The following is a 19,773-nucleotide window of genomic DNA, read 5'->3' on the forward strand; positions in this document are numbered from 1 at the left end:
CGTCGGGCGTCGGACCGACCCGCCGAGGCCCGCGTCACGGTGCCAGGCAGGGTCCGTCGTGGTTGGCCGGGTGCCCGCATCGGCCGGTCCCGTCGAGCCTGGTGTCGCACCAGACCCGGGTACGCACCATCTGCCGGTCCTCCTCGCTGAGCGTCGTCTCGCCGAAGTCGATGGCGAGCACGTGGCCGAGGGAGTGGCGCAGCGCCATGGCCAGCGCCGCCGCGTCGTCGACCCGCCGCAGGGTGGTCGGCAGGTGGATGATCCAGTGCGGTTCGGTCACCGGGACCACCGGCTGTTCGGGGCCGCCGAGGTGTGCCGACAGTCGGTGTGCCGCGACTGCCACTGCCGCAGAGCCTGCCGGACGCGTTCACCCTCGGTGTTCGCGGTGGCGAGATCGCGGGTGAGCCGTTCCAGTTCGTCGGCGAGCAGGCCAAGGTAGGCGTACACCTGGATGGGGTCGAGGCCGCGCCACCGGCGGACGCTGAAGGTGGCGGCGCGGACGTGCTGGGGGAGCAGGCGCCGCATGGTCTGGTAGATCACTACTGAAGCTCCTTTCCATCACCGTTGCCGTAGGACGTGAGGCGTAGCGGCAACCCTGCCGAGACCGGGAACAGGCTTCCTGGCAGATCATGTGCACCGAGCCGGAGGGTCGTGCCGATCTTGCATTTTCGGTTGTCGATACAGGTGATATGCCCCTTGTGTCGGGACAGAAAGTGCAAGATCGCGGAGAAGTGGCACCCGGCCTTGTCGATCAAGGAGTTGTGGTGCCTGGCTTGGTCATGTTGAGGATGCTTTGTCACCCACCACAACTCCATGATCGACGAGGCGGTGTGGGGTGACGAACAGCCGCTCGGGCTGACGCAACCCTGTTGAACTTCTTCGTTCGATGCTGGGGCTGGGCGGCACCGGGGTGGGCGGGGTCGGCCGGCACGACCGCGCGTGACATACCGGCCGGAGCCCGGCACCCACCCCGGGCCCTCTCCTTCCCGCGGAGGTCCGCGGGCAGGCTTCAGGCGGTCGCGGCTTCCGCGCCGGACAACCCGCCGGTGTACGACGTGAGCGCGGCGACCGCCGCGGACAGGCTCTCGGTCATCAGCCCGAGCTGGTCGGCGGCCCGGTGCCACTGCCCGGCTGCCGTCTCGGTCGCCGGGTCGCTGGGCCGGTCGTGCTGTTCGGGGTCGATCAGCTGCTGCCCGGCGGTGGTGATCCGGGCCGGGAGCGCACCGATCCGGGCGCGTGCGCCAGCCAACTGCTCCCGGACGGTGTCCAGCACTTCGACCAGAGCGCCGATGGTGGCCCGATCCTGGTGGCCAGCGTCGGCGCGGAGCAGGTGAACGCCGTCGCTGAGCTGCCGCTCGGCGTCGCCGGCCAGGTCGAGCGCGTCCTCACCGCTGCGGCGCGCCAGCCGGATCGCCGGGTGAGCGCAACCCGCCCCGGTCCGTTCCAGCAGCACAGCAGCGGCGGCGACGGCGAGGTACGTCTCGCGCAGCTCGGCCGTCACCTGCTCCACGGGCCAGATCGCGCTCGCCGCCGGCACTTCCATTTCGGTCCCTGAAGTGGTCACGTCAAACCTCCTGCTCAAGGGCTGTGAAGACGCCGGGGCGGCGCACAGGTGCCGCCCCGGCGAACCGGGCGTACCCGGGGGTGAGCCGCCCCTTGTTTTGCCGACGAGGGCCGCCTCGGACTCAACATATGATGCCTAGTATCAGTAGTGCAACCCTTAGAACACCAAGAACTTGATGTCATAAGCAAAGAGTGGTCAGATGGAGGTGCCGACGAGGGAGCACCACCATGCCAGTCACGCCGTTCTACGAACGCATCGCCACCGAGATTCGCGATCGGATCAAGTCCGGTGACCTGAAGCCTGGCGACAAGCTGCCGTCGATCTCCGAACTCTGCGCCCATTACGGGGTCTCGACCCAGGTCATCCGCTCGGCCATGTTGACGCTGCGCGCCGAGGGCCTGGTCGAGGGGCATCAGGGTCGCGGCGTCTTCGTACGGGATCGAGCCGACGACCAGCGGTAGGCGTGCCTAGCTGGCTGGGAGTACCTCGCACGCCCTCACCACGAAATTTGAGCCGCACGTAGCCGGGTAGCGTCTGCTCGGTCGCCTCGATGGCCGCCCGGATCTGCTGCTGGGCGTTGGCCGCTTCCCGCAAAATTGCCACAGTCCGCGAGACGACACCACATCAGAGTTACCGCCCCGCGTTCGCCGGGCTGGGCCGATACGTAGGCGCTGACCTGGAACGCCTCCGCGCGAGAATGCGCTTCAGCGGCGATCTTGCAGTTTCCGCTGTCGGTATGAAGGGATGCGTCCCTTGTGTCGGGACGGAAAGTGCAAGATCGCGGAGAGAGGGCGGGGCGGGTGAGGAAACGTCCTACCATTTTCAGGGCGGATTTTCCCACCAGCAAGGAACTTATGACTTTCGATGCCCGCTTGCCTCAGGATCATTGAGACCCATTCACTCTCCTCGATGGAGGTGCCATGAACGTCTCTCGGCTCGGCGGGCCGACCCTGTCCCTGTTCCGCATCGTGATCGGTCTGCTGTTCACGTTGCACGGCCTGTCCTCGGTGTTCGGGTTGTTCGGCGGCAACCCGATGACTGGCAAGGCGGTACCGTTCGGCACCTGGCCGGGCTGGTGGGCCGCCCTGATCCAGTTGGTCTGCGGCGTACTGGTGCTGGTCGGGCTCTTCGCCCGACCCGCCGCGCTGCTCGCCTCCGGCTCGATGGCGTACGCCTACTTCGTTGTGCACCAACCGGATGCCCTGCTGCCGCTGCACAACGGAGGTGAGCTGGCGGCGCTCTTCTGCTGGGCGTTCCTGCTGGTCGCGGCTCTCGGCCCGGGTGCCTGGGCACTCGACACGCTGCTCGCCCGGCGGCGTACCGACAGCCCCTCGGTCTCGGCTTCGGCGGCCGAGCCCGGCACGGTGTCCGTCTGATCAGACCCGAACCGCGCGTCGCCGAAGCCTCGACGAAGCGGCTTCGGCGGCGCGCCCGGTCACTGTCGGCCGATGTGCCCCGGCCCGGGGCCGGCCAACACTCCCGGTCGCGGCGCCACCTCTGCGCTGATGTCGTAGACGATTCAGCTCCACAGCGAGCGTCGGGGACATGTCCCGGCCGCCGAGGTCACGTGCCGCATGCCTCAGCCGCCGAGGTCGCGTGCCGCCGTCAACCGGCTGGTGCGGCCACGCAGACCGCGACCGCGGACCGCGGACCGCAGCCGCAGCCGCAGCCGGCGAGCGGAGGCAAGGCGGGGTCAGGCCGGCGGGCGCTGGGTGAGGACCGCGTCCAGCAGGCCGGGGTAGAGCTTGTCCAGCTCGTCGCGGCGGAGCCGGACCAGTCGGCTGGTGCCGGCCGCCCGGGTCCGGGTCAGCCCTGCCTCGCGCAGCACCTTGAGGTGGTGGCTGCGGGTCGCCTTGGAGACGCCGAAGTCGAAACTGCCGCAGGCGGACTCGCCGCCCTCGGCGAGCGCCCGGACGATCTGCAGCCGCACGTCGTCGGCGAGTGCGGCCAACACGTTGGTGACCGGTACGGCGGTCAGGTCGGGTTCGTGCGGCTCCATGTGACCAGTGTAACCCTTGTTCGACAACCATCGAACGACGCCCTATGGTCAGTCTCGTTGGTTCGACGATACTCGAACATTGGAGTTGCCGATGCGATCCCGCGCCACCGCGTACCCACTGGTCGCCGTGCTCGGCTGGGGCGTGATGTTCCCGATCCTGGCCAGCGCGCTGCACCGGGTCGACCCGCTCAACCTGACCACCGCGCGCTACCTGCTGGCCGCCGTCGTCCTGGTCGCCATCCTGCTGCTCCGCGAGGGCGCCGGCGCGCTCCGCCACGGTGGCCGGGCGCTGGAGGTGGTGGTGCTCGGAGTGGTCGGCTTCGCGGGCTTCAACCTGCTCACCAACCTGGCGCTGGAACACGCCGCCCCGCAGCAGATCTCCCTTTTCGTGGCCACCACCCCGGTGATCACCCAGCTGGTCCGCTGGGCTCGCGACGGCGTACGCCCGAAGCCGCTCCTGCTGGCCCTCTCCCTGGCGGCGCTCCTCGGCGTCGGCCTGGTGATCACGCGCGGGAGCCTGGCCGGGCTCGGACAGTTCGGTCTCGGTGGGCTCATGATGATCGGCGCGGTGCTGGGTTGGGGCATCTACACCCACGGCGCCAGCCGGTTCGGCGAGTGGTCGCCGCTGCGCTTCACCACACTGACCGCGCTCGCCGGCACGGCCGCCATGCTCGTCCTGAGCATCGGCGCCGACGCCGTCGGCTGGCAGCACGCGCCGGCCGCCGCCGACCTCGTGGCGGTCGCCCCGCAACTGGCGTACGCCGTGCTGGTGGGTGCCGTGATCGCGGTCCTGGCCTGGAACACCGGCGTGCAGCGACTCGGTGCCGCCAACGCCGCGCTGTTCATGAACCTGGTCCCGGTGACCACCTTCGCGGTGCAGATCGCCCGCGGCTACCGCCCGGAGCCCGTCGAACTGGTCGGGGCCGCCATCACGATCGCCGCCCTGATCGCCGCGAACCTCGCCGCCCGGCCCCGGGCCAACTCACTGCCCCGGCCGAGCGCGGTGACGGACCCGATCGCGGTGACCGACCCCGTCGCGGTGAATTTCCGCTGACCCAATACCTGGGATCAGTGGTAGCAGGGGCCGACAGCGTTGTCCTAGACTCGACGGCACAACTGAATACCTCATCCAGAGGGGCTGAGGGATACGGCCCGACGACGCCCCGGCAACCACCCCGCGCGCTCACCGCTGAGCGACCCGCGGGGCAGGTGCCAATTCCGTCCCCGCCGCACCGTGCGATGCGGGGAAAGATGAGAGGACTCTCGACATGACGTCGACGCTCGTCGCCTCCGGCATCGACACCGCTGCCAGCCCCGCCCGCGCCCTGGTCTGCCGTGCCTGTTCGGCCCGCTACCCGCTCGCCGCCCAGCACGCCTGTTACGAGTGTTTCGGCCCGCTGGAAGTCGACTACGACACCGCCGCGCTGGCCACCGTCACCCGCGAGCAGATCGAGGCCGGCCCGAACAACATCTGGCGGTACGCCGCCCTGCTCCCCGCCGGTCAGGACCCGGCCACCCGGGTCACCCTCGACCCGGGCCTGACCCCACTGGTGGCGGCCCCGCACCTCGCCGCCGAGCTGGGCATCACCGCGCCGCTCTGGGTCAAGGACGACAGCGCCAACCCCACCCACTCGTTCAAGGACCGGGTCGTCTCGGTGGCGCTCACCGCCGCCAAGGCCCTCGGCTTCACCCGGTTCGCCTGCGCGTCGACCGGCAACCTGGCCAACTCGGTGGCCGCCCACGCGGCCCGCGCCGGGGTGCCCTCGGTGGTCTTCATCCCCAGCGACCTGGAACAGGGCAAGGTCATCACCACCGCCGTCTACGGCGGCGAGCTGGTCGCCATCGACGGCTCGTACGACGACGTCAACCGGCTCTGCGGTGAGCTGGTGGAGACCGACGAATTCGAGGACACCGCGTTCGTCAACGTGAACGTCCGGCCGTACTACGCGGAGGGCTCCAAGACCCTCGGCTACGAGGTGGCCGAGCAGCTCGGCTGGCGGATCCCGGCGCAGGTGGTCATCCCGATGGCCAGCGGCGAGCTGCTCACCAAGATTGACAAGGCGTTCTCCGAGCTGGTGGAGATCGGCCTGGTCGAGGCGCCCGCCGACGGCTGGAAGGTCTTCGGGGCGCAGTCCGCCGGCTGCAACCCGATCGCCGTCGCACTGCACGCCGAGACCGACACGATCGTCCCGGTCAAGCCCACCGGCATCGCCAAGTCACTCAACATCGGCGACCCGGCGGCCGGCCTCTACGCCCTGGAGGCGGTCCGCCGTACCGGCGGCTGGATGGAGTACGTCGACGACGACGAGATCCGCGCGGGCATCCGCGATCTGGCCCGTACCACCGGGGTCTTCGCGGAAACCGCCGGTGGGGTCACAGTGGCGGTGCTGCGCAAACTGGTCGAGTCCGGTCGGCTCGACCCGACGGCCGAGACCGTCGTGTTCAACACCGGTGAGGGTCTGAAGACCATCGACGCGGTGGCCGGCCAGGTCGGGCCGACCCACCACATCAAGCCCTCGCTGCGGGCGGCCCGCGACGCCGGCCTCCTCGGCTGAACGGCCCGCCTGGCACCGGGGCCGGGTGGATCAGTCGGTAACTGGGTTTTCGCTGTGAGTGTGGAAAACCCGCCCCTACGGACTTGACGGCAGGAACCGGACGGCGCAAGATGCTCCGTGCGGGAGGGCATTTCGCCGAAGACTTTTGAAGTTCTTGCGACCCAACGCCGGAGGCGTTGTGCGAGTGTCCCTCCCGACCAACGTTCGATCGGGCCAGCGAGTAATTCGCTGGCCCGATCGCTTTTGTACGGTGCACGCTCACCGGCATGAGCATCACCATCGCGTCGTTCGACGGCGCCGACCGGACGTCGGTCGACGAGGCGTACCGGATCGGGTCGGCGGCCAACGACGCCGATGTGCCGGACTTCCCGCCCTCCTGCCGGCGCCGCTTCGACGCGTTGTTCCACACGCCGATGCCCGGTACCCGGTCGCTCTGGGCGCTGGCCCGTCTGGACGGCGTGCCGGCCGGCTACCTCCAACTGGACCTGCCGCAGCTCGACAACACCGACAACGCCACCGCTGAGCTGCTGGTACATCCGCAGCTGCGGCGCCGGGGCGTTGGCCGGGCCCTGCACGAGTACGGGCTGCGCCTGCTCCGCGAGCACGGCCGTAAGCGGGTGGTGGCGATGACCGTCTCCGCGCTGCCCGGCGGGCCGGCCCGAAGCGTGGCCGGTGACGCGTTCGCCGCCGCGACCGGAGCCCAGCCCGCTCTCGCCGAGGTACGCCGACGGCTCGACGTCGGCGACATCGACCGGGTCGCTCTGCGCGCGGCGCTCGCCGAGGCGCAACCCCGAGCCAAGGGCTATCACTCGGTCTGCTGGCAGGGCTCCACCCCACCGGAGTACGTCGCCGACATCGCCTACCTGGACGGCCGGTTACTGATGGACGCGCCCATGGGCGACGTGCAGTGGGAACCGGAGCAGGTGGACGCCGAGCGGATCCGCGGCAACGAACGGGCGCTGGACGCCCGGGGCCGGCGGCGCTACCACCTCGGGATGCGACACGAGGCGTCCGGCCGGCTGGTCGCCTGGACCCTGCTGGACGTGGGCGCCGCCGCCGACTGGCACGCGTTCCAGCAGATCACCATCGTCGACCCGGCCCACCGTGGGCACCGGCTCGGCCTCATCGCCAAGGCCGAGAACCTGCACCACCTGCTCACCCACGAGCCGGCGGTACAGGTGATCGACACTTTCAACGCGGCCAGCAACAGCTACATGGTGGCGATCAACGAACAGCTCGGCTTCCGCCCGGTGGACCGGTGGACCGACTGGCAGCTCACCCTCTGACGGGTATCGGCGCTACTGCTCGCGGACCTGACTCAGGCATGAACCGCTGCCGGGCATTCGCGCTACTGCTCGCGGTGGGGACTCAGGCATGATGGCGGGCATGACGGAGACCCCGCATCCCCTGTACGACAGGCACGCCGACACCCTCAACCGTGCGCTGACCGCGATCACGGAGCGGGGCTACTGGTCCGCCTATCCCGAATCCCCCAGCCCCCGGGTGTACGGCGAGACCGCCGCCGCGGACGGTAAGGCCGCCTTCGAGGCGTACCTCGGCGGTGACTTCCCACTCGACCAACCCGGCGCTGGCTTTCGGGTCGCCACCGAGACGAGCCCGTTCGGGGTGGATTTGGCGGTGCGTTACCCACACGCCGGCCCCGGTGAGCTGATCGACGCCGCCTCCGCCGCGCTGCCCGCGTGGCGCGACGCCGGCCCGCAGGCCCGGGTGGGCGTCTGCCTGGAGATCCTCGACCGGCTGCACAAGCACATCTTCGAGCTGGCCAACGCTGTGCAGTTCACCAGCGGGCAGGCGTTCGTGATGGCCTTCCAGGCCGGTGGCGCGCACGCGCTGGACCGGGCGCTGGAGGCGCTGGCGTACGCGTACGCCGAGATGACCCGGCACCCGGGCACGGCGGGCTGGGAGAAGGCCGCCGGCAAGGGTGACCCGCTGCGGATGACCAAGACGTTCCACGTGGTGCCGCGTGGGGTGGCGCTGGTGATCGGCTGCAACACCTTCCCGACCTGGAACTCGTACCCCGGGCTGTTCGCCTCGCTGGTCACCGGCAACCCGGTGATCGTCAAGCCGCACCCGCGCGCGGTGCTGCCGCTGGCCATCACCGTGAGGTACGCCCGGGAGGTGCTCGCCGAGGCCGGGTTCGACCCGAACCTGATCATGCTGGCGGCCGAGGCGCCCGGTGAGAAGCTCGCCAGTGACCTGGCCCTGCACCGCTCCGTCAAGATCGTCGACTTCACCGGCTCCACCGAGTACGGCGACTGGCTGGAGACGCACGCCCGGCAGGCTTCGGTCTACACCGAGAAGGCCGGCCTCAACACCGTCGTCGTCGACTCCACCGACGACTTCGCCGGCATGTGCCGCAACCTCGGGTTCACGCTGACCCTCTACAGCGGGCAGATGTGCACCACCTCACAGAACATCCTCATCCCGGCCGGGGGCATCGAGACCGACCAGGGGCACAAGAGCTTCGACGAGGTGGCCGGCGGGATCGCCGCCGCCGTCGGCAAGCTCACCGCCGACCCGGCCCGGGGTGTGGAGCTGACCGGTGCCATCGTCAACGACGGGGTGCTGGAGCGGCTGGCCGAGGTGACCAAGGTCGGCGAGCCGGTGCTGGAGTCGCGGGCCGTGGCCCACCCGTCGTACGCCGACGCGGTGGTGCGTACCCCGACGATCGTGAAGCTGACCGCGGACGACTCGGAGACGTACGGCCGGGAATGGTTCGGGCCGATCTCGTTCGCCATCGCTACCGACTCGACCACGCACAGCCTGGAGCTGCTGCGCCGGACGGTCGGCGAGAAGGGCGCGCTCACCGCCGGTGTCTACTCGACCGACGAGGCAGTGCTGGACGCAACCGAGGCGGTGGCGGTCGAGGTCGGGGTGCACCTGTCCTGCAACCTCACCGGCGGTGTCTTCGTGAACCAGTCGGCGGCGTTCTCCGACTTCCACGGCAGTGGAGCCAACGCGGCGGCCAACTCGGCGCTGACCGACGGGGCTTATGTGGCGAACCGGTTCCGGATCGTGCAGTCGCGGCGTCATGTTTGATCTTTAGTTGCGGTGGGGGTTTCCGGGGCAGCCCGACCCGCTTCGGGCGGTCAGGCTTGATCCCTGCGCGGGTCGGGCTGCCCCGGAAACCCTGACGTGGACACGGTTGTCGCTTACGCTTCCGGTTTTTTGGGGGGCATCAGGGTGGTTCTGCCTTGGGATGAGTTTGGTTTTAGGCTGTTCGGCGCATCTGTAGCTCGGTTAGGGCTGGGATGTTCGGGTGGGGGACCCGTACCCCGGTGTCCTTGAAGCCCAGGCGCTGGTAGGCGCGGTAGGCGCGGTCGTTGCCGACCACCACCTCCAGCAGCAGTTCCGGCCGGCCACAGGCCCGCGACCAGGCGGCCACCCCGTCGATCAGCTCGCCGAGCAGGCCACTGCCGCGCCAGGTCGGCGTGACGTACACGGCGTAGATCACGGTCAGTCCCGGTTCGTTCGGGTGGGTCGTACCACCGGCGTGCCCGACCAGCCGGCCGCCCGGGTCGGCGACGAACTGCGCGTTACCGGCACCGGCCGAGGTGTACGCGACCCGGGCGGCGAACTCGTTGTGCGGTCGGGCCGCCGCGTCCGCCAGGGTCTCCAGGAAGGCCAACGGCGCGTCGGCCAGCATCTCCAGGCGCAGCGCCCGCATCCGGGCGGCGTCCTCCGGCCGGACCCGGCGGATCTCCGCGAGCCGCACTGCCGGCGGGCCCATGTCGGTGGTCATGTCCGCATGCCTACCACAGGGCAGGGGTGGCGTTTCGCGAGCTGGGCCCGATCGCCGTCATCTCGGGGTCGCCCGGCGACCGTCCCTCCATTTCGCAATGACGCGGGCGAATTTGGTGGCTCGGGAACCCGGCCGATCAGCGCGGCCGGTGCGCCTCGGAGTGTGTCTGTTTTGTGGCAGTGCGCGGCCGTCAGTCCTCGTGTAGCGTGCGATTTCGGTCACCTTCTTCAATGGCGGTCATCGATCGCTGAGTCGGTGGTCCGGGGCGTCCGGCCGTGCCGTGCGCCGAGTCAGGCAACGCCGGGCAGAGTGAGGGAAGTGCACAGTGGCACAGGGCTCCGTGAAGTGGTTCAACGCCGAAAAGGGCTACGGCTTCATCGCCGTCGACGGCGGGCAGGACGTTTTTGTCCACTTCTCCGCGATCGAGATGGACGGTTACAAGGCGCTGGACGACGGTCAGCGGGTCGAGTTCGAGATCACCCAGGGCCAGAAGGGCCCACAGGCAGAGCACGTACGCGTCATCGACTGAGCTTCCTGGCCGATCGGCCCCGTGAGTCGGGGCTGCGGCACTGGCGTGCACCCGGGAAGATCGTGAACCGTTCCAGCCGATGCTGAGGAGCGTTCATGACCGACCAGCCACCCCCGCACACTCCGTCCTCCGGGTCGGGGGAGCCGGACCCGTCCTCGCCCGCCGGCAGCTCCGGCCACGCCGGTCCGCCGCCCGGCTGGGGGCCGGGCACGCCCCCGGTTGGCCCGTCCTCCGGCCCCGCCGGTCCGCCGCCCGGGTGGGATCCCGCGCAGGGTGCCTGGGGTGCGGCCCCGCCATCGCAGGGCTGGGCGTTCCCGCCCACCGGGGGCTACCCGCCCGGGTCGGGTCCCTACGGCGGGCAGCCGTGGTACCCGGGGCCGCCGGTCGGCTGGTATCCGCCCGGTTACGGGGTTGACCCGAACGACGCCCTGGTCACGCCACCCGGCGCGGGTATCGGCGGCTGGTTCAACCGGTGCGGGGGAGCGCTGCGCCGGGGCTGGCGGCAGTTGGTGCCGATCATGCTGCTCACCCAGGTGCTGCCCGCGGCGGTGCTCTCGGTGGTCTCCCTCGGGCTGGACCCGTCGGCGAAGTGGTCCGCCCAGGCCGGATCGACGTCGACCCCCGCGCTGCCGGACAATTTCGTCGCCGAACTGCTGAGCCTCCTGGTCCTGTTGCTCGGCGGCAGCCTGGTCGTCGGGTTGGTGCAGGCCGTCGGGTGGGCTGCCGGCACCTGGGTGATCACCCAGCAGGCGGCCGGTCAGCCGGCCAGCCTGGAGTCCGCGTTGCGCTACGGCCTGCGCCGGGCACTCGGGCTGTGGGCGTGGACCCTGCTGGTCAGTCTGCTCATCGGCGTCGGTGTCTGCTTCTGCGTGCTGCCGGGCATCTACCTGGCCTTCGCGCTGAGCATGGCCGGCCCGGTCTATCTCTTCGAACGGCACAACCCGATCGGTCGATCGTTCCGGATGTTCCACGACCGACTCGGCCTGCTGCTCGGACGGGTGGCCCTGGTGGCCGTTGCCGTGATCGTCGGCACGCTGATCCCCGGTGCCCTGGAAGGGATCGGCACCGGCGCGCTCGGAACGGACCCGTTCTCCTCGGCGGGTACCGCGGCCGGGGCGGTGGTGGTGATCGGGATCACCGCCGTGCTGGCCCTGCCGGCCCATCTCGCGCAGATGGTCGGTCTGCTGGTCACGTACGTCGAGCAGCGTGCCCATGAGGCGCCGGTGAACAGCGCCGGACTGGCTGCGGAACTCGGCTGAGCGGCGGCATCGTGCTTGCACTCGGCAGGGGAGAGTGCTAAACAAGTCATTGGCACTCGCATACCGTGAGTGCCAACGGTCGGGACGGTGGGGCCAGGTTGTGCCGGTGTGGAGACACCGGGGCAGCACATGGCCGGTCGTCGCGGGCTATCCGGCCCGGCCGAAGGACGTCGTCGTCGCCAGGTGGCGACGTCCCTAGGTGCGCACACCAGGCGGCCCATCCGGGGCACACATCTCGGGTGGCCCGTGAGTGTCCAGGAGGACAACGCCGTATGGCCAAGATGATCGCTTTCGACGAAGAGGCTCGCCGCGGCCTCGAGCGGGGCATGAACCAGCTCGCCGACGCCGTAAAGGTGACCCTCGGCCCCAAGGGCCGCAACGTCGTGCTCGAGAAGAAGTGGGGTGCCCCCACCATCACCAACGATGGTGTGAGCATCGCCAAGGAGATCGAGCTCGAGGACCCGTACGAGAAGATCGGCGCTGAGCTGGTCAAGGAGGTCGCCAAGAAGACCGACGACGTTGCCGGCGACGGCACGACGACGGCGACCGTCCTGGCCCAGGCCCTGGTTCGCGAGGGCCTGCGCAACGTGGCCGCCGGCGCCAACCCGATGGCCCTGAAGCGGGGCATCGAGGCTGCTGTCGCGAGCGTCTCGGAGGAGCTGTCCAAGCTCGCCAAGGACGTCGAGACCAAGGAGCAGATCGCCTCCACCGCCTCCATCTCCGCTGGCGACAGCACCGTCGGCGAGATCATCGCCGAGGCGATGGACAAGGTCGGCAAGGAAGGCGTCATCACCGTCGAGGAGAGCAACACCTTCGGGCTGGAGCTGGAGCTCACCGAGGGTATGCGCTTCGACAAGGGCTACATCTCGGCCTACTTCATGACCGACCCGGAGCGTATGGAGGCCGTCTTCGACGATCCGTACATCCTGATCGCCAACAGCAAGATCTCGTCGGTGAAGGACCTGCTTCCGATCCTGGAGAAGGTCATGCAGTCGGGCAAGCCGCTGCTGATCATCGCCGAGGACCTGGAGGGCGAGGCCCTCGCCACCCTGGTGGTCAACAAGGTCCGTGGCACCTTCAAGTCGGTCGCCGTCAAGGCGCCGGGCTTCGGTGACCGCCGCAAGGCCATGCTGACCGACATCGCCATCCTCGCCGGTGGCCAGGTCATCAGCGAGGAGGTCGGCCTCAAGCTCGACGCCGCCAGCGTCGACATGCTGGGCCGCGCCCGCAAGGTCGTGGTGACCAAGGACGAGACCACCATCGTCGACGGTGCCGGTGACGCCGAGCAGATCCAGGGCCGGGTGAACCAGATCCGGGCCGAGATCGACAAGAGCGACTCCGACTACGACCGCGAGAAGCTGCAGGAGCGGCTGGCCAAGCTGGCCGGCGGCGTCGCGGTCATCAAGGTCGGCGCGGCCACCGAGGTCGAGCTCAAGGAGCGCAAGCACCGCATCGAGGACGCCGTTCGCAACGCGAAGGCGGCCGTCGAAGAGGGCATCGTCCCGGGTGGTGGCGTCGCGCTGGTGCAGGCCGGCAAGACCGCCTTCGACAAGCTCGACCTGGTCGGCGACGAGGCGACCGGTGCGAACATCGTCAAGGTCGCGCTGGACGCCCCGCTGCGGCAGATCGCCGTCAACGCCGGCCTTGAGGGCGGCGTCGTGGTGGAGAAGGTCCGTAACCTCGAAGCGGGTCACGGTCTGAACGCCGCCAACGGCGAGTACGTCGACCTGCTGGCCGCGGGCATCATCGACCCGGCCAAGGTGACGCGTTCGGCGCTGCAGAACGCCGCTTCCATCGCGGCGCTCTTCCTCACCACCGAGGCTGTTGTCGCGGACAAGCCGGAGAAGACCCCGGCTGCCCCGGCTGGCCCGGGTGGCGGGGACATGGACTTCTGAGTCCAGTTCCGACACCGAACGGGGCGGGCCGCTGACGCGGTCCGCCCCGTTCGTCGTCAGGTCGGCAGTGGGCGCTGGTTGCGCCGCTTCTGCGCCCGGTTGTACGGCGGGAGCAGCTGGATCGGCGCGTCCACCATCTCCTGCGACTCCTCGGCCGCCGACGGCTCGCCGTCGGTGGTCATCTCGGCCAGTTGCTCGGCGTCGCCGTAGTCGAGCCTGTCGAACGGCAGTTGGCCCGGGAGTTCACCCACCGGCTTCCAGGTGATCGGCGGGCCGTCCTCGGTCTGGTTGTCATCCGTGGTCATGGCTGCCTCCTCTACCGAAACGGTAGGGGGCGTCGTTGGCCGATGCGGGCGAATGAATCCATGTCCTGTTTGCCCCGGTTATCCCCCGGACAGGGTCCGCCGGTACAGGAAGAAGACCCGCTCGATCCGCGCACCCGCGCTGCCCGAGTAGAACGGCACCGGTCCTACCCAGCCGATCTGTGCCCGGTCCAGCCCCGCCGACCGCTGGTCGCGCAGGCAGCGCCGCAACAGCACCCCACCGATGCCCGACCCCTCCGCTGCCGGTGCGGTGCCCATCGGCCCGAACCAACTCGGCCGGGACGACCCGTACGCGGCGAAGCCGAGCACCTCGCCGTCCCGCTCCGCCAGGTGGCAACCGGCGTCCGCGCGCCCCACCGACCCGGCCAACTCGCCGTCCCACGTTCCGCCGAAGGTGGACCGGGCGAACGCGGTCAGCGCCGGAAGATCCGCCGGCTCCGCCCGGCGTACCGTGACGCCCTGGTCGGCCAGCCGCCGCTCCGTCGCCTCGGTGGACCGCAGTGCCGGCGACCCGTCGTACGACAGGTCCGCAGTCATGTTCCAGGCGGTCCGGTCCTGCTGGTAGCCGAGCGCGAGGGCGGCGCAGACCGCCGGCGTGTAGCGGACGTCGATCCCCGGCCACGCGTAGTACGGCGGGTTCCCGGCCAGCAGCACCTCGGTCGCCCCACGGTCGGCGAGCACCCGCTCGGCCCGCTGGAGCAGCGCCCGGCCGACGCCCCGACGCCGCTGATCCGCAAGGACCGCGACCAGGTCGACGTGCCCGATCCCCGGCTCGACCGACGACACCGAGCAGATCAGCACCCCCACCAGGTCCGCACCTCGGTACGCGCCCAGCCCGACCACGGGCCGGTCGGCGGCGGCGGCCCGGGTCCAGAGCACGTCCACTATGGAAGCCGCCTCGGCGGAGTCCTCGGGCAGGTCGAGCGCCTGCTGGCAGAGCTGCACGACGCTGGTGACCAGGTCGGCGGTCAGCTCGGTGACGGTGATCTCGGCGTCCATGGTCGCCGACCCTAGATCACCGGATGTCGAGCCGCACCCCCGCCCGTGGGGCGACGATCACCCCTGGGCGGCCCGAACGGCGGCGTAGGCGTCGACCTGGCCGGCGCCGGTGACGTTCGCCGGAGCGCCGCAGGCGTCGGAGGGACTGTCGGAGCGATAGGTGGGCGTCACCTCAGTGGCGGTGTCCCGCAGGATCTGCCGGGTCCGGGTCACGTCGCCGACCAGCGCCGGGTTCGCCGACCACATCAGGGCGACCACCCCGGCCACCTGCGGGGTCGCCATCGACGTGCCGTCCAGCTTGGCGTAGGTGCCGCCCGGCATGGCCGACACCACACCCACCCCCGGTGCCAGCACGTCCGGTTTACCCGAGCCGCCCGGCACCGGTCCGCGCGAGGAGAACTCGGCGACGCGCCGCTGATCGTCCACCGCGCCCACTGTCAGCACGTCCGGGTAGGGGGCGGGCGGATCGTCGATCGACGCGCACCACGGGCCGGTGTTCCCGGCTGCGGCGACCACGAAGATCCCGGCGGCGTCGAGGGCGGCGGTGGCCGGCCGCAGAACGCGCTGGTCGCAACCCTCGATGGGCGGGCAGCCCCACGAGTTGGTCAGCACCTGCGGGGCGCGCTCCGGACGGCCGTCGGTGAACGGGTCGCCGCCGGCCGGGAAGGGCGCCAACATGAACTGGAGACAGTCCAGGTAGTGCGCGGGGCTGCCGAGGTTGCGGTCCAGGTTGACGCAGCCCACCCACTGCGCGTCCGGGGCCACCCCGATGCCGTCCCGCCCGACCGCGCTGCCCACCGTGTGGGTGCCGTGCCCGCCCTTGTCGGTCGGGCTCCGGGTGTCGTCCCACGGGTCGAACCAGGAGTCGTCCCCACCACGGAACCCGGCACGTAGCGCCGGATGGCCGCCGTCCACCCCCGAGTCGGAGCTGCCGACCACGATGCCCGCGCCGGTGACCCGGAGTTGGGACCACACCCGGTCGGCGCCGATCTGACGGATGTTCCACTCCGGGCCGGTGGGCTTGGGCAGGGTGCCCCGGCTCTGCCCGGCCGGGGCCGGCAACGGTCGCAGGCGCTGGCTGACCAGCACCCGTGCCACCTCCGGTCGGCGGGCGAGCCAGGCCCGCACCGCCGGGCCGCCGTCCACCTCGACCGCGTTGACCAGGTAGTACGACACCGGGTCGAGCCGCAGCCGGTTCAACCCCCGGAGCAGGTCGCCCTGGCTCTGCTCGGCGGTCGTCACCAGCCGCCGGTAGACCTCCGCCGCGCGGGCGTCCCGTCCGGCCCGGCCCGGCGCGGCGGCCGGGAGACCGCTCAGGTCGGCCTGCGTACGCAGCACCACGAACAGCCGCTCGCCGTACAGGCCCGGCTGGCCGGGGCCGAGGTCGACAGCCCCGAACGCCACCAGCAGCACCACGGCCGCCACCGCTGCCATCCGCCTGCTCGGGGTGCGTGCCGTCGGCCGGGCGAGCAGCACCGCGTACCCGATGGCGACCAGGACCGCGACGGCGAGCCCGACGCCGGCGGCGGCCGCCACCCAGAACGGGATGTCCCGGGTGCCGACCAGCAGCAGGCTGATCTCTTCCGGGTCGGTGAAGGCCAGCGGGCCGAGCGCGGCCAGGCCCACGAGCCAGCCGGTCGCCGCTCGGCCGGCGCGCACGGCCTCGGCCGGCTCGGCGGTGGGCCGCCGCGTCGCGGCCCAGAGCGCGGCCTCGGCCGGGGCGGCGGTGGGCTGCCGGGTCGCGGCCCGAGGCTCGGCCTCGGCCGGCTCGGCGGTGGGCCGCCAGGTCGCGGCCCAGAGCGCGGCCAGCGCGAAACCCACCGGCGGCACTGTCAGCAGCGCGGGTAACTGCGCGCCGGACTGCCCGGTCCCGGCCGCGAGCAGCAGCAACGCCACCCCGGCGACCAGACCGCCGACCAGCACCAGCCGAGCCGGCCGGGGTGGTCGCCCAACAGCGAACCGGGCCCAGAAGGGGGCGTCCAGCAGTGTCGCGGCGAGCACCCCGAGCGCGGCGGCCGCCACCAGCGCGAGAGCGGTCTCCAGGAGGCCACCGAGCGCACCAAGCCACGCCCACGGCAGCAGCAGCGCCAACCCGGCGGCCACCGCGAGCAGCGGCACCGGGCCGATACGGCGCACGCGCCGTCCGACCGACTCCGCGCCTCCGGTGGCCTCGGGCCGCGTGGCGTCGCCGTCTCTGGTGGCCTCGGGCCGCGTGGTGTCGCCGCCTCCGGTGGCCTCGGGCCGCGTGGTGTCGCCGCCTGCGGTGGCCTCGGGCCGCGTGGTGTCGCCGCCTCCGGTGGGTGCCGGGCCGCCGACCGAGCCAACCAGCCCGGGGTACGCCCATCGGCGCGCCGACCAGCGCACGGCGAGCGCGCTGAGCAATGCGGCGGCGGCCAGCGCGGCGAGGTACGCCTCGTGGTGCACCGGTGGCACGGCCCGCAGCAGTGTGAACACGCCGAGCGCGATCGCCCCGATCAACCAGGCCCGCCCGGTGGCCCGGACCGCGCCCGACCGGGGCAGGACTGCCAGCAGGAGGGCGGGCGTGCCGACCAGCACGACGGTGGCCAGGCCGAGCACCGGCCAGAGCCAGCCGAGCCGGTCCCGTCCGAAGCCCAGCAGCACCTGATCGGTGAGCCAGCCCCCGGTCTGGGTGCCAACGGTGACCGCAACCGTCCAGCAGCCGACCAGCACGGCCGCGACCACCGGCCACGGGGAACTGCGGTTGCTGGGACCCTGGTACGCAGGTTGACCTTGCATCCGAGAACCTTACGACTACGAGGAAGGGTTTCGACCCGACCGTCGGGTTCCGAGGCGTCGAGGAAGCGTGCAGATCTTGGAAAGTTTCCGTCACGTGATGACGGAAACTGTCCAAGATCTGCGATGGGTCGGCCGGGATCGGGTGGCGGGACGTGTCGTGCGCTCCGGAGCAGGTAGGCGCGGTGCGGGGCGGGCGGCGAATGTCGACACGGTGGCTCGACGGTTACGGTGGACAGGTGCGCGACCCCAATGTCTCCCGATCCGTCGCCGGTCAGCTCTCACCGGTCCGCCGTGCGTCCGACCTGCGTCGACTGCGTGCCGAGCGCTTCGACGTGCTGGTCATCGGGGGCGGGGTGACCGGAGCCGGTGCCGCCCTGGACGCTGCGTCCCGTGGCCTGAAGGTGGCGCTGGTCGAGGCACGTGACCTTGCCGCCGGGACCTCCAGCCGGTCCAGCAAACTCATCCACGGTGGCCTGCGGTATCTGGAGCAGTTGGAGTTCCACCTGGTCCACGAGGCGCTCACCGAGCGCGGCCTGCTGGCCACGCGGCTCGCGCCGCACCTGGTACGCCCGGTGCCGATCATGGTGCCGCTGCCGGCCGGCCGGGGCCTGCGGGACCTGCCGGCCCGGGTCTTCCGGCGCTCGTACTACGGCGCCGGGGTGGCCGCGTACGACGCCTTCGCCGGGATTTTCGGCGGTGGTCGGGGGATGCCCCTGCACCGTCACCTGACTCGGGAAGGCGCCCGGCGGATCTTCCCGAGTCTGCGGGCCGACGCGCTGGCCGGGGCGATCCGCTACTACGACGGGCAGGTCGACGACGCCCGGCTGGTTGTCACACTGGCCCGCACCGCGGCCAGCCTCGGCGCCACAGTGGTGAGCAGTGCCCGCGCCGTCGGGCTGATCCGGCAGGCCCGCGAGGTGACCGGCGTCCGCGTCCGGGACCTGGAGGCGCCACCGGGCTCGCCGGACGCGGAGTTCGAGGTGCAGGCCCGCACCGTCATCGCCGCCACCGGCGTGTGGAGCGACGACATGTCCCGGATGCTGAACGACGTCGGCCTGCGACCCGGCATCCGGGTGCGCGCCTCCAAGGGGGTGCACCTGGTGGTGCCCCGCTCGGCGATCACCGGCGAGACGGGGCTCATCCTGCGTACGGCGAGTTCGGTGCTCTTCGTCATCCCGTGGGGCGGGCACTGGATCATCGGCACCACTGACACCGACTGGCGGCTGGACCGTTCCCACCCGGCCGCCTCGGCCCGCGACATCGAGTATCTCCTCCAGCAGGTCAACACCGTGCTGGAACGGCCACTGACCACCGCCGACATCGAGGGGGTGTACGCCGGGCTGCGCCCGCTGCTGGCCGGCGAGGCCGACTCGACCTCGAAGCTCTCCCGGGAGCACGCGGTCTTCGAGCCGATGCTCGGGCTGCTGCTGGTCGCCGGCGGCAAGTACACGACGTACCGGGTGATGGCGTCCGACGTGGTCGACCGGGCCGCTCGTCGACTCGGTGGCGCTCGCTCGTCGCGCACCGCCGACCTGCCGCTGCTCGGCGCCGACGGCTACCCGGCCATGTGGCGGGACCGGGCCGACCTGGCCCGCCGGCACGGCGTGCCGGTGGGCGTGGTGGAGCACCTGCTGGAGCGGTACGGCACCCTCACCCTGGACCTGCTGGCGCTGGTCGACGCCGATCCTCTGCTGGCGTCCCCGCTGGCTGGTGCTCCGGAGTATCTGGCGGCCGAGGTCGCGTACGCGGCGCGGGCCGAGGGCGCGCTGCACCTGGAGGACGTGCTGACCCGGCGGACCCGCATCTCGTTCGAGACCAGCCACCGAGGGCTGGAGTCGGCGGAGCACACCGCTGAGTTGATGGGGGCGGTGCTCGGTTGGGACGCGGCCACCCGGGCGCGGGAGGTCGAGCACTACCGGGTTCGGGTGGAGGCGGAGCGGCAGTCCCAGTTGATGCCGGACGACGCGGCGGCGGACGCGGCCCGCCTCGGCGCTCCGGACGTCAGGGGTTACGCGGCCGACCGGGGCGACGACAACCAGGCGGAGCTGCGCTCGTCCGCTCGATGACGAATTGCGACGTTACCGATGGGTAACCATCGATACCGGCCCGGATGGTGGTTTCGGACGCTAC

Annotated in this window: 18 protein-coding genes and 1 riboswitch; of the genes, 10 read left to right on the plus strand and 8 right to left on the minus strand. The window is 71.1% G+C overall.

Annotated elements, in window-relative coordinates; all coding sequences use genetic code 11:
- Nucleotides 1-34: 34 nt before the first annotated feature.
- The 3 genes from AB0B48_RS00940 to AB0B48_RS00950 form a co-directional block, all read right to left on the minus strand.
- On the minus strand, nucleotides 35-289 hold the full coding sequence (locus AB0B48_RS00940; RefSeq protein WP_357194073.1) for a hypothetical protein: 255 nt from the start codon (nucleotides 287-289) through the stop codon (nucleotides 35-37).
- Complete coding sequence (locus AB0B48_RS00945; RefSeq protein ID WP_357194075.1) at nucleotides 277-525, minus strand: DivIVA domain-containing protein; 249 nt, start codon at nucleotides 523-525, stop codon at nucleotides 277-279. The genes AB0B48_RS00940 and AB0B48_RS00945 overlap by 13 nt, the downstream gene beginning before the upstream one ends.
- 484 nt (nucleotides 526-1,009) lie before the next feature.
- Entirely contained in the window at nucleotides 1,010-1,543 is a 534-nt protein-coding gene (locus AB0B48_RS00950) for a hypothetical protein (protein WP_357194078.1), read from the minus strand.
- Nucleotides 1,544-1,791: 248 nt separating this feature from the next.
- Between AB0B48_RS00950 and AB0B48_RS00955 the strand changes: the two genes are divergently transcribed.
- Together AB0B48_RS00955 and AB0B48_RS00960 are read left to right on the plus strand one after the other, a co-directional pair.
- Nucleotides 1,792-2,025, plus strand: a complete 234-nt coding sequence (locus AB0B48_RS00955; protein WP_357193989.1) for a winged helix-turn-helix domain-containing protein — start codon at nucleotides 1,792-1,794, stop codon at nucleotides 2,023-2,025.
- Between the two features lie 459 nt (nucleotides 2,026-2,484).
- Nucleotides 2,485-2,940: a DoxX family protein gene (locus AB0B48_RS00960; RefSeq protein ID WP_357193992.1), complete on the plus strand. Its 456-nt coding sequence runs from the start codon at nucleotides 2,485-2,487 to the stop codon at nucleotides 2,938-2,940.
- Nucleotides 2,941-3,257: 317 nt separating this feature from the next.
- On the opposite strand, the gene AB0B48_RS00965 is transcribed toward AB0B48_RS00960, so the two are convergent.
- Nucleotides 3,258-3,563, minus strand: a complete 306-nt coding sequence (locus AB0B48_RS00965; protein ID WP_355005850.1) for a metalloregulator ArsR/SmtB family transcription factor — start codon at nucleotides 3,561-3,563, stop codon at nucleotides 3,258-3,260.
- A gap of 91 nt (nucleotides 3,564-3,654) precedes the next feature.
- Between AB0B48_RS00965 and AB0B48_RS00970 the strand changes: the two genes are divergently transcribed.
- The 4 genes from AB0B48_RS00970 (at nucleotide 3,655) to paaN (ending at nucleotide 9,178) form a co-directional block, all read left to right on the plus strand.
- The gene (locus AB0B48_RS00970) at nucleotides 3,655-4,617 is read left to right on the plus strand and encodes a DMT family transporter (RefSeq protein WP_357193996.1); all 963 of its coding nucleotides are present in this window, start codon (nucleotides 3,655-3,657) and stop codon (nucleotides 4,615-4,617) included.
- Nucleotides 4,618-4,685: 68 nt separating this feature from the next.
- Nucleotides 4,686-4,821: riboswitch (SAM riboswitch) on the plus strand.
- A 10-nt stretch (nucleotides 4,822-4,831) separates the two neighbouring features.
- Nucleotides 4,832-6,118, plus strand: coding sequence for a threonine synthase (gene thrC, locus AB0B48_RS00975; RefSeq protein WP_357193999.1), 1,287 nt, complete (start codon nucleotides 4,832-4,834; stop codon nucleotides 6,116-6,118).
- Between the two features lie 266 nt (nucleotides 6,119-6,384).
- Nucleotides 6,385-7,404 (plus strand): GNAT family N-acetyltransferase, encoded by a 1,020-nt coding sequence (locus AB0B48_RS00980; RefSeq protein ID WP_357194001.1) that lies wholly within the window; start codon nucleotides 6,385-6,387, stop codon nucleotides 7,402-7,404.
- Nucleotides 7,405-7,504: 100 nt separating this feature from the next.
- Nucleotides 7,505-9,178 (plus strand): phenylacetic acid degradation protein PaaN, encoded by a 1,674-nt coding sequence (gene paaN, locus AB0B48_RS00985; protein WP_357194003.1) that lies wholly within the window; start codon nucleotides 7,505-7,507, stop codon nucleotides 9,176-9,178.
- Nucleotides 9,179-9,350: 172 nt separating this feature from the next.
- Here paaN and AB0B48_RS00990 read toward each other — a convergent pair whose 3' ends face one another.
- Nucleotides 9,351-9,881, minus strand: coding sequence for a GNAT family N-acetyltransferase (locus AB0B48_RS00990; RefSeq protein ID WP_357194005.1), 531 nt, complete (start codon nucleotides 9,879-9,881; stop codon nucleotides 9,351-9,353).
- 325 nt (nucleotides 9,882-10,206) lie between these two features.
- Between AB0B48_RS00990 and AB0B48_RS00995 the strand changes: the two genes are divergently transcribed.
- From AB0B48_RS00995 to groL, 3 genes are all read left to right on the plus strand, one after another.
- Nucleotides 10,207-10,410, plus strand: coding sequence for a cold-shock protein (locus AB0B48_RS00995; protein WP_355005844.1), 204 nt, complete (start codon nucleotides 10,207-10,209; stop codon nucleotides 10,408-10,410).
- Nucleotides 10,411-10,505: 95 nt separating this feature from the next.
- Nucleotides 10,506-11,669: a hypothetical protein gene (locus AB0B48_RS01000; protein WP_357194008.1), complete on the plus strand. Its 1,164-nt coding sequence runs from the start codon at nucleotides 10,506-10,508 to the stop codon at nucleotides 11,667-11,669.
- A gap of 272 nt (nucleotides 11,670-11,941) precedes the next feature.
- Complete coding sequence (gene groL, locus AB0B48_RS01005; RefSeq protein WP_074314936.1) at nucleotides 11,942-13,564, plus strand: chaperonin GroEL; 1,623 nt, start codon at nucleotides 11,942-11,944, stop codon at nucleotides 13,562-13,564.
- A 56-nt stretch (nucleotides 13,565-13,620) separates the two neighbouring features.
- Here groL and AB0B48_RS01010 read toward each other — a convergent pair whose 3' ends face one another.
- The 3 genes from AB0B48_RS01010 to AB0B48_RS01020 form a co-directional block, all read right to left on the minus strand.
- The gene (locus AB0B48_RS01010; protein ID WP_357194012.1) at nucleotides 13,621-13,869 is read right to left on the minus strand and encodes a hypothetical protein; all 249 of its coding nucleotides are present in this window, start codon (nucleotides 13,867-13,869) and stop codon (nucleotides 13,621-13,623) included.
- Between the two features lie 78 nt (nucleotides 13,870-13,947).
- Nucleotides 13,948-14,886 (minus strand): GNAT family N-acetyltransferase, encoded by a 939-nt coding sequence (locus tag AB0B48_RS01015; RefSeq protein WP_357194015.1) that lies wholly within the window; start codon nucleotides 14,884-14,886, stop codon nucleotides 13,948-13,950.
- Nucleotides 14,887-14,943: 57 nt separating this feature from the next.
- Nucleotides 14,944-17,643 carry a S8 family serine peptidase gene (locus AB0B48_RS01020; protein WP_357194018.1) on the minus strand — a complete coding sequence of 900 codons (2,700 nt, stop codon included), beginning with the start codon at nucleotides 17,641-17,643 and terminating at the stop codon, nucleotides 14,944-14,946.
- A gap of 200 nt (nucleotides 17,644-17,843) precedes the next feature.
- Here AB0B48_RS01020 and AB0B48_RS01025 point away from each other — a divergent pair, with 200 nt between their 5' ends.
- Nucleotides 17,844-19,709, plus strand: a complete 1,866-nt coding sequence (locus tag AB0B48_RS01025; RefSeq protein WP_357194021.1) for a glycerol-3-phosphate dehydrogenase/oxidase — start codon at nucleotides 17,844-17,846, stop codon at nucleotides 19,707-19,709.
- Nucleotides 19,710-19,773: the final 64 nt, after the last annotated feature.

Source organism: Micromonospora sp. NPDC049089 (genome assembly GCF_040648775.1).
Classification (GTDB): Bacteria; Actinomycetota; Actinomycetes; order Mycobacteriales; family Micromonosporaceae; genus Micromonospora.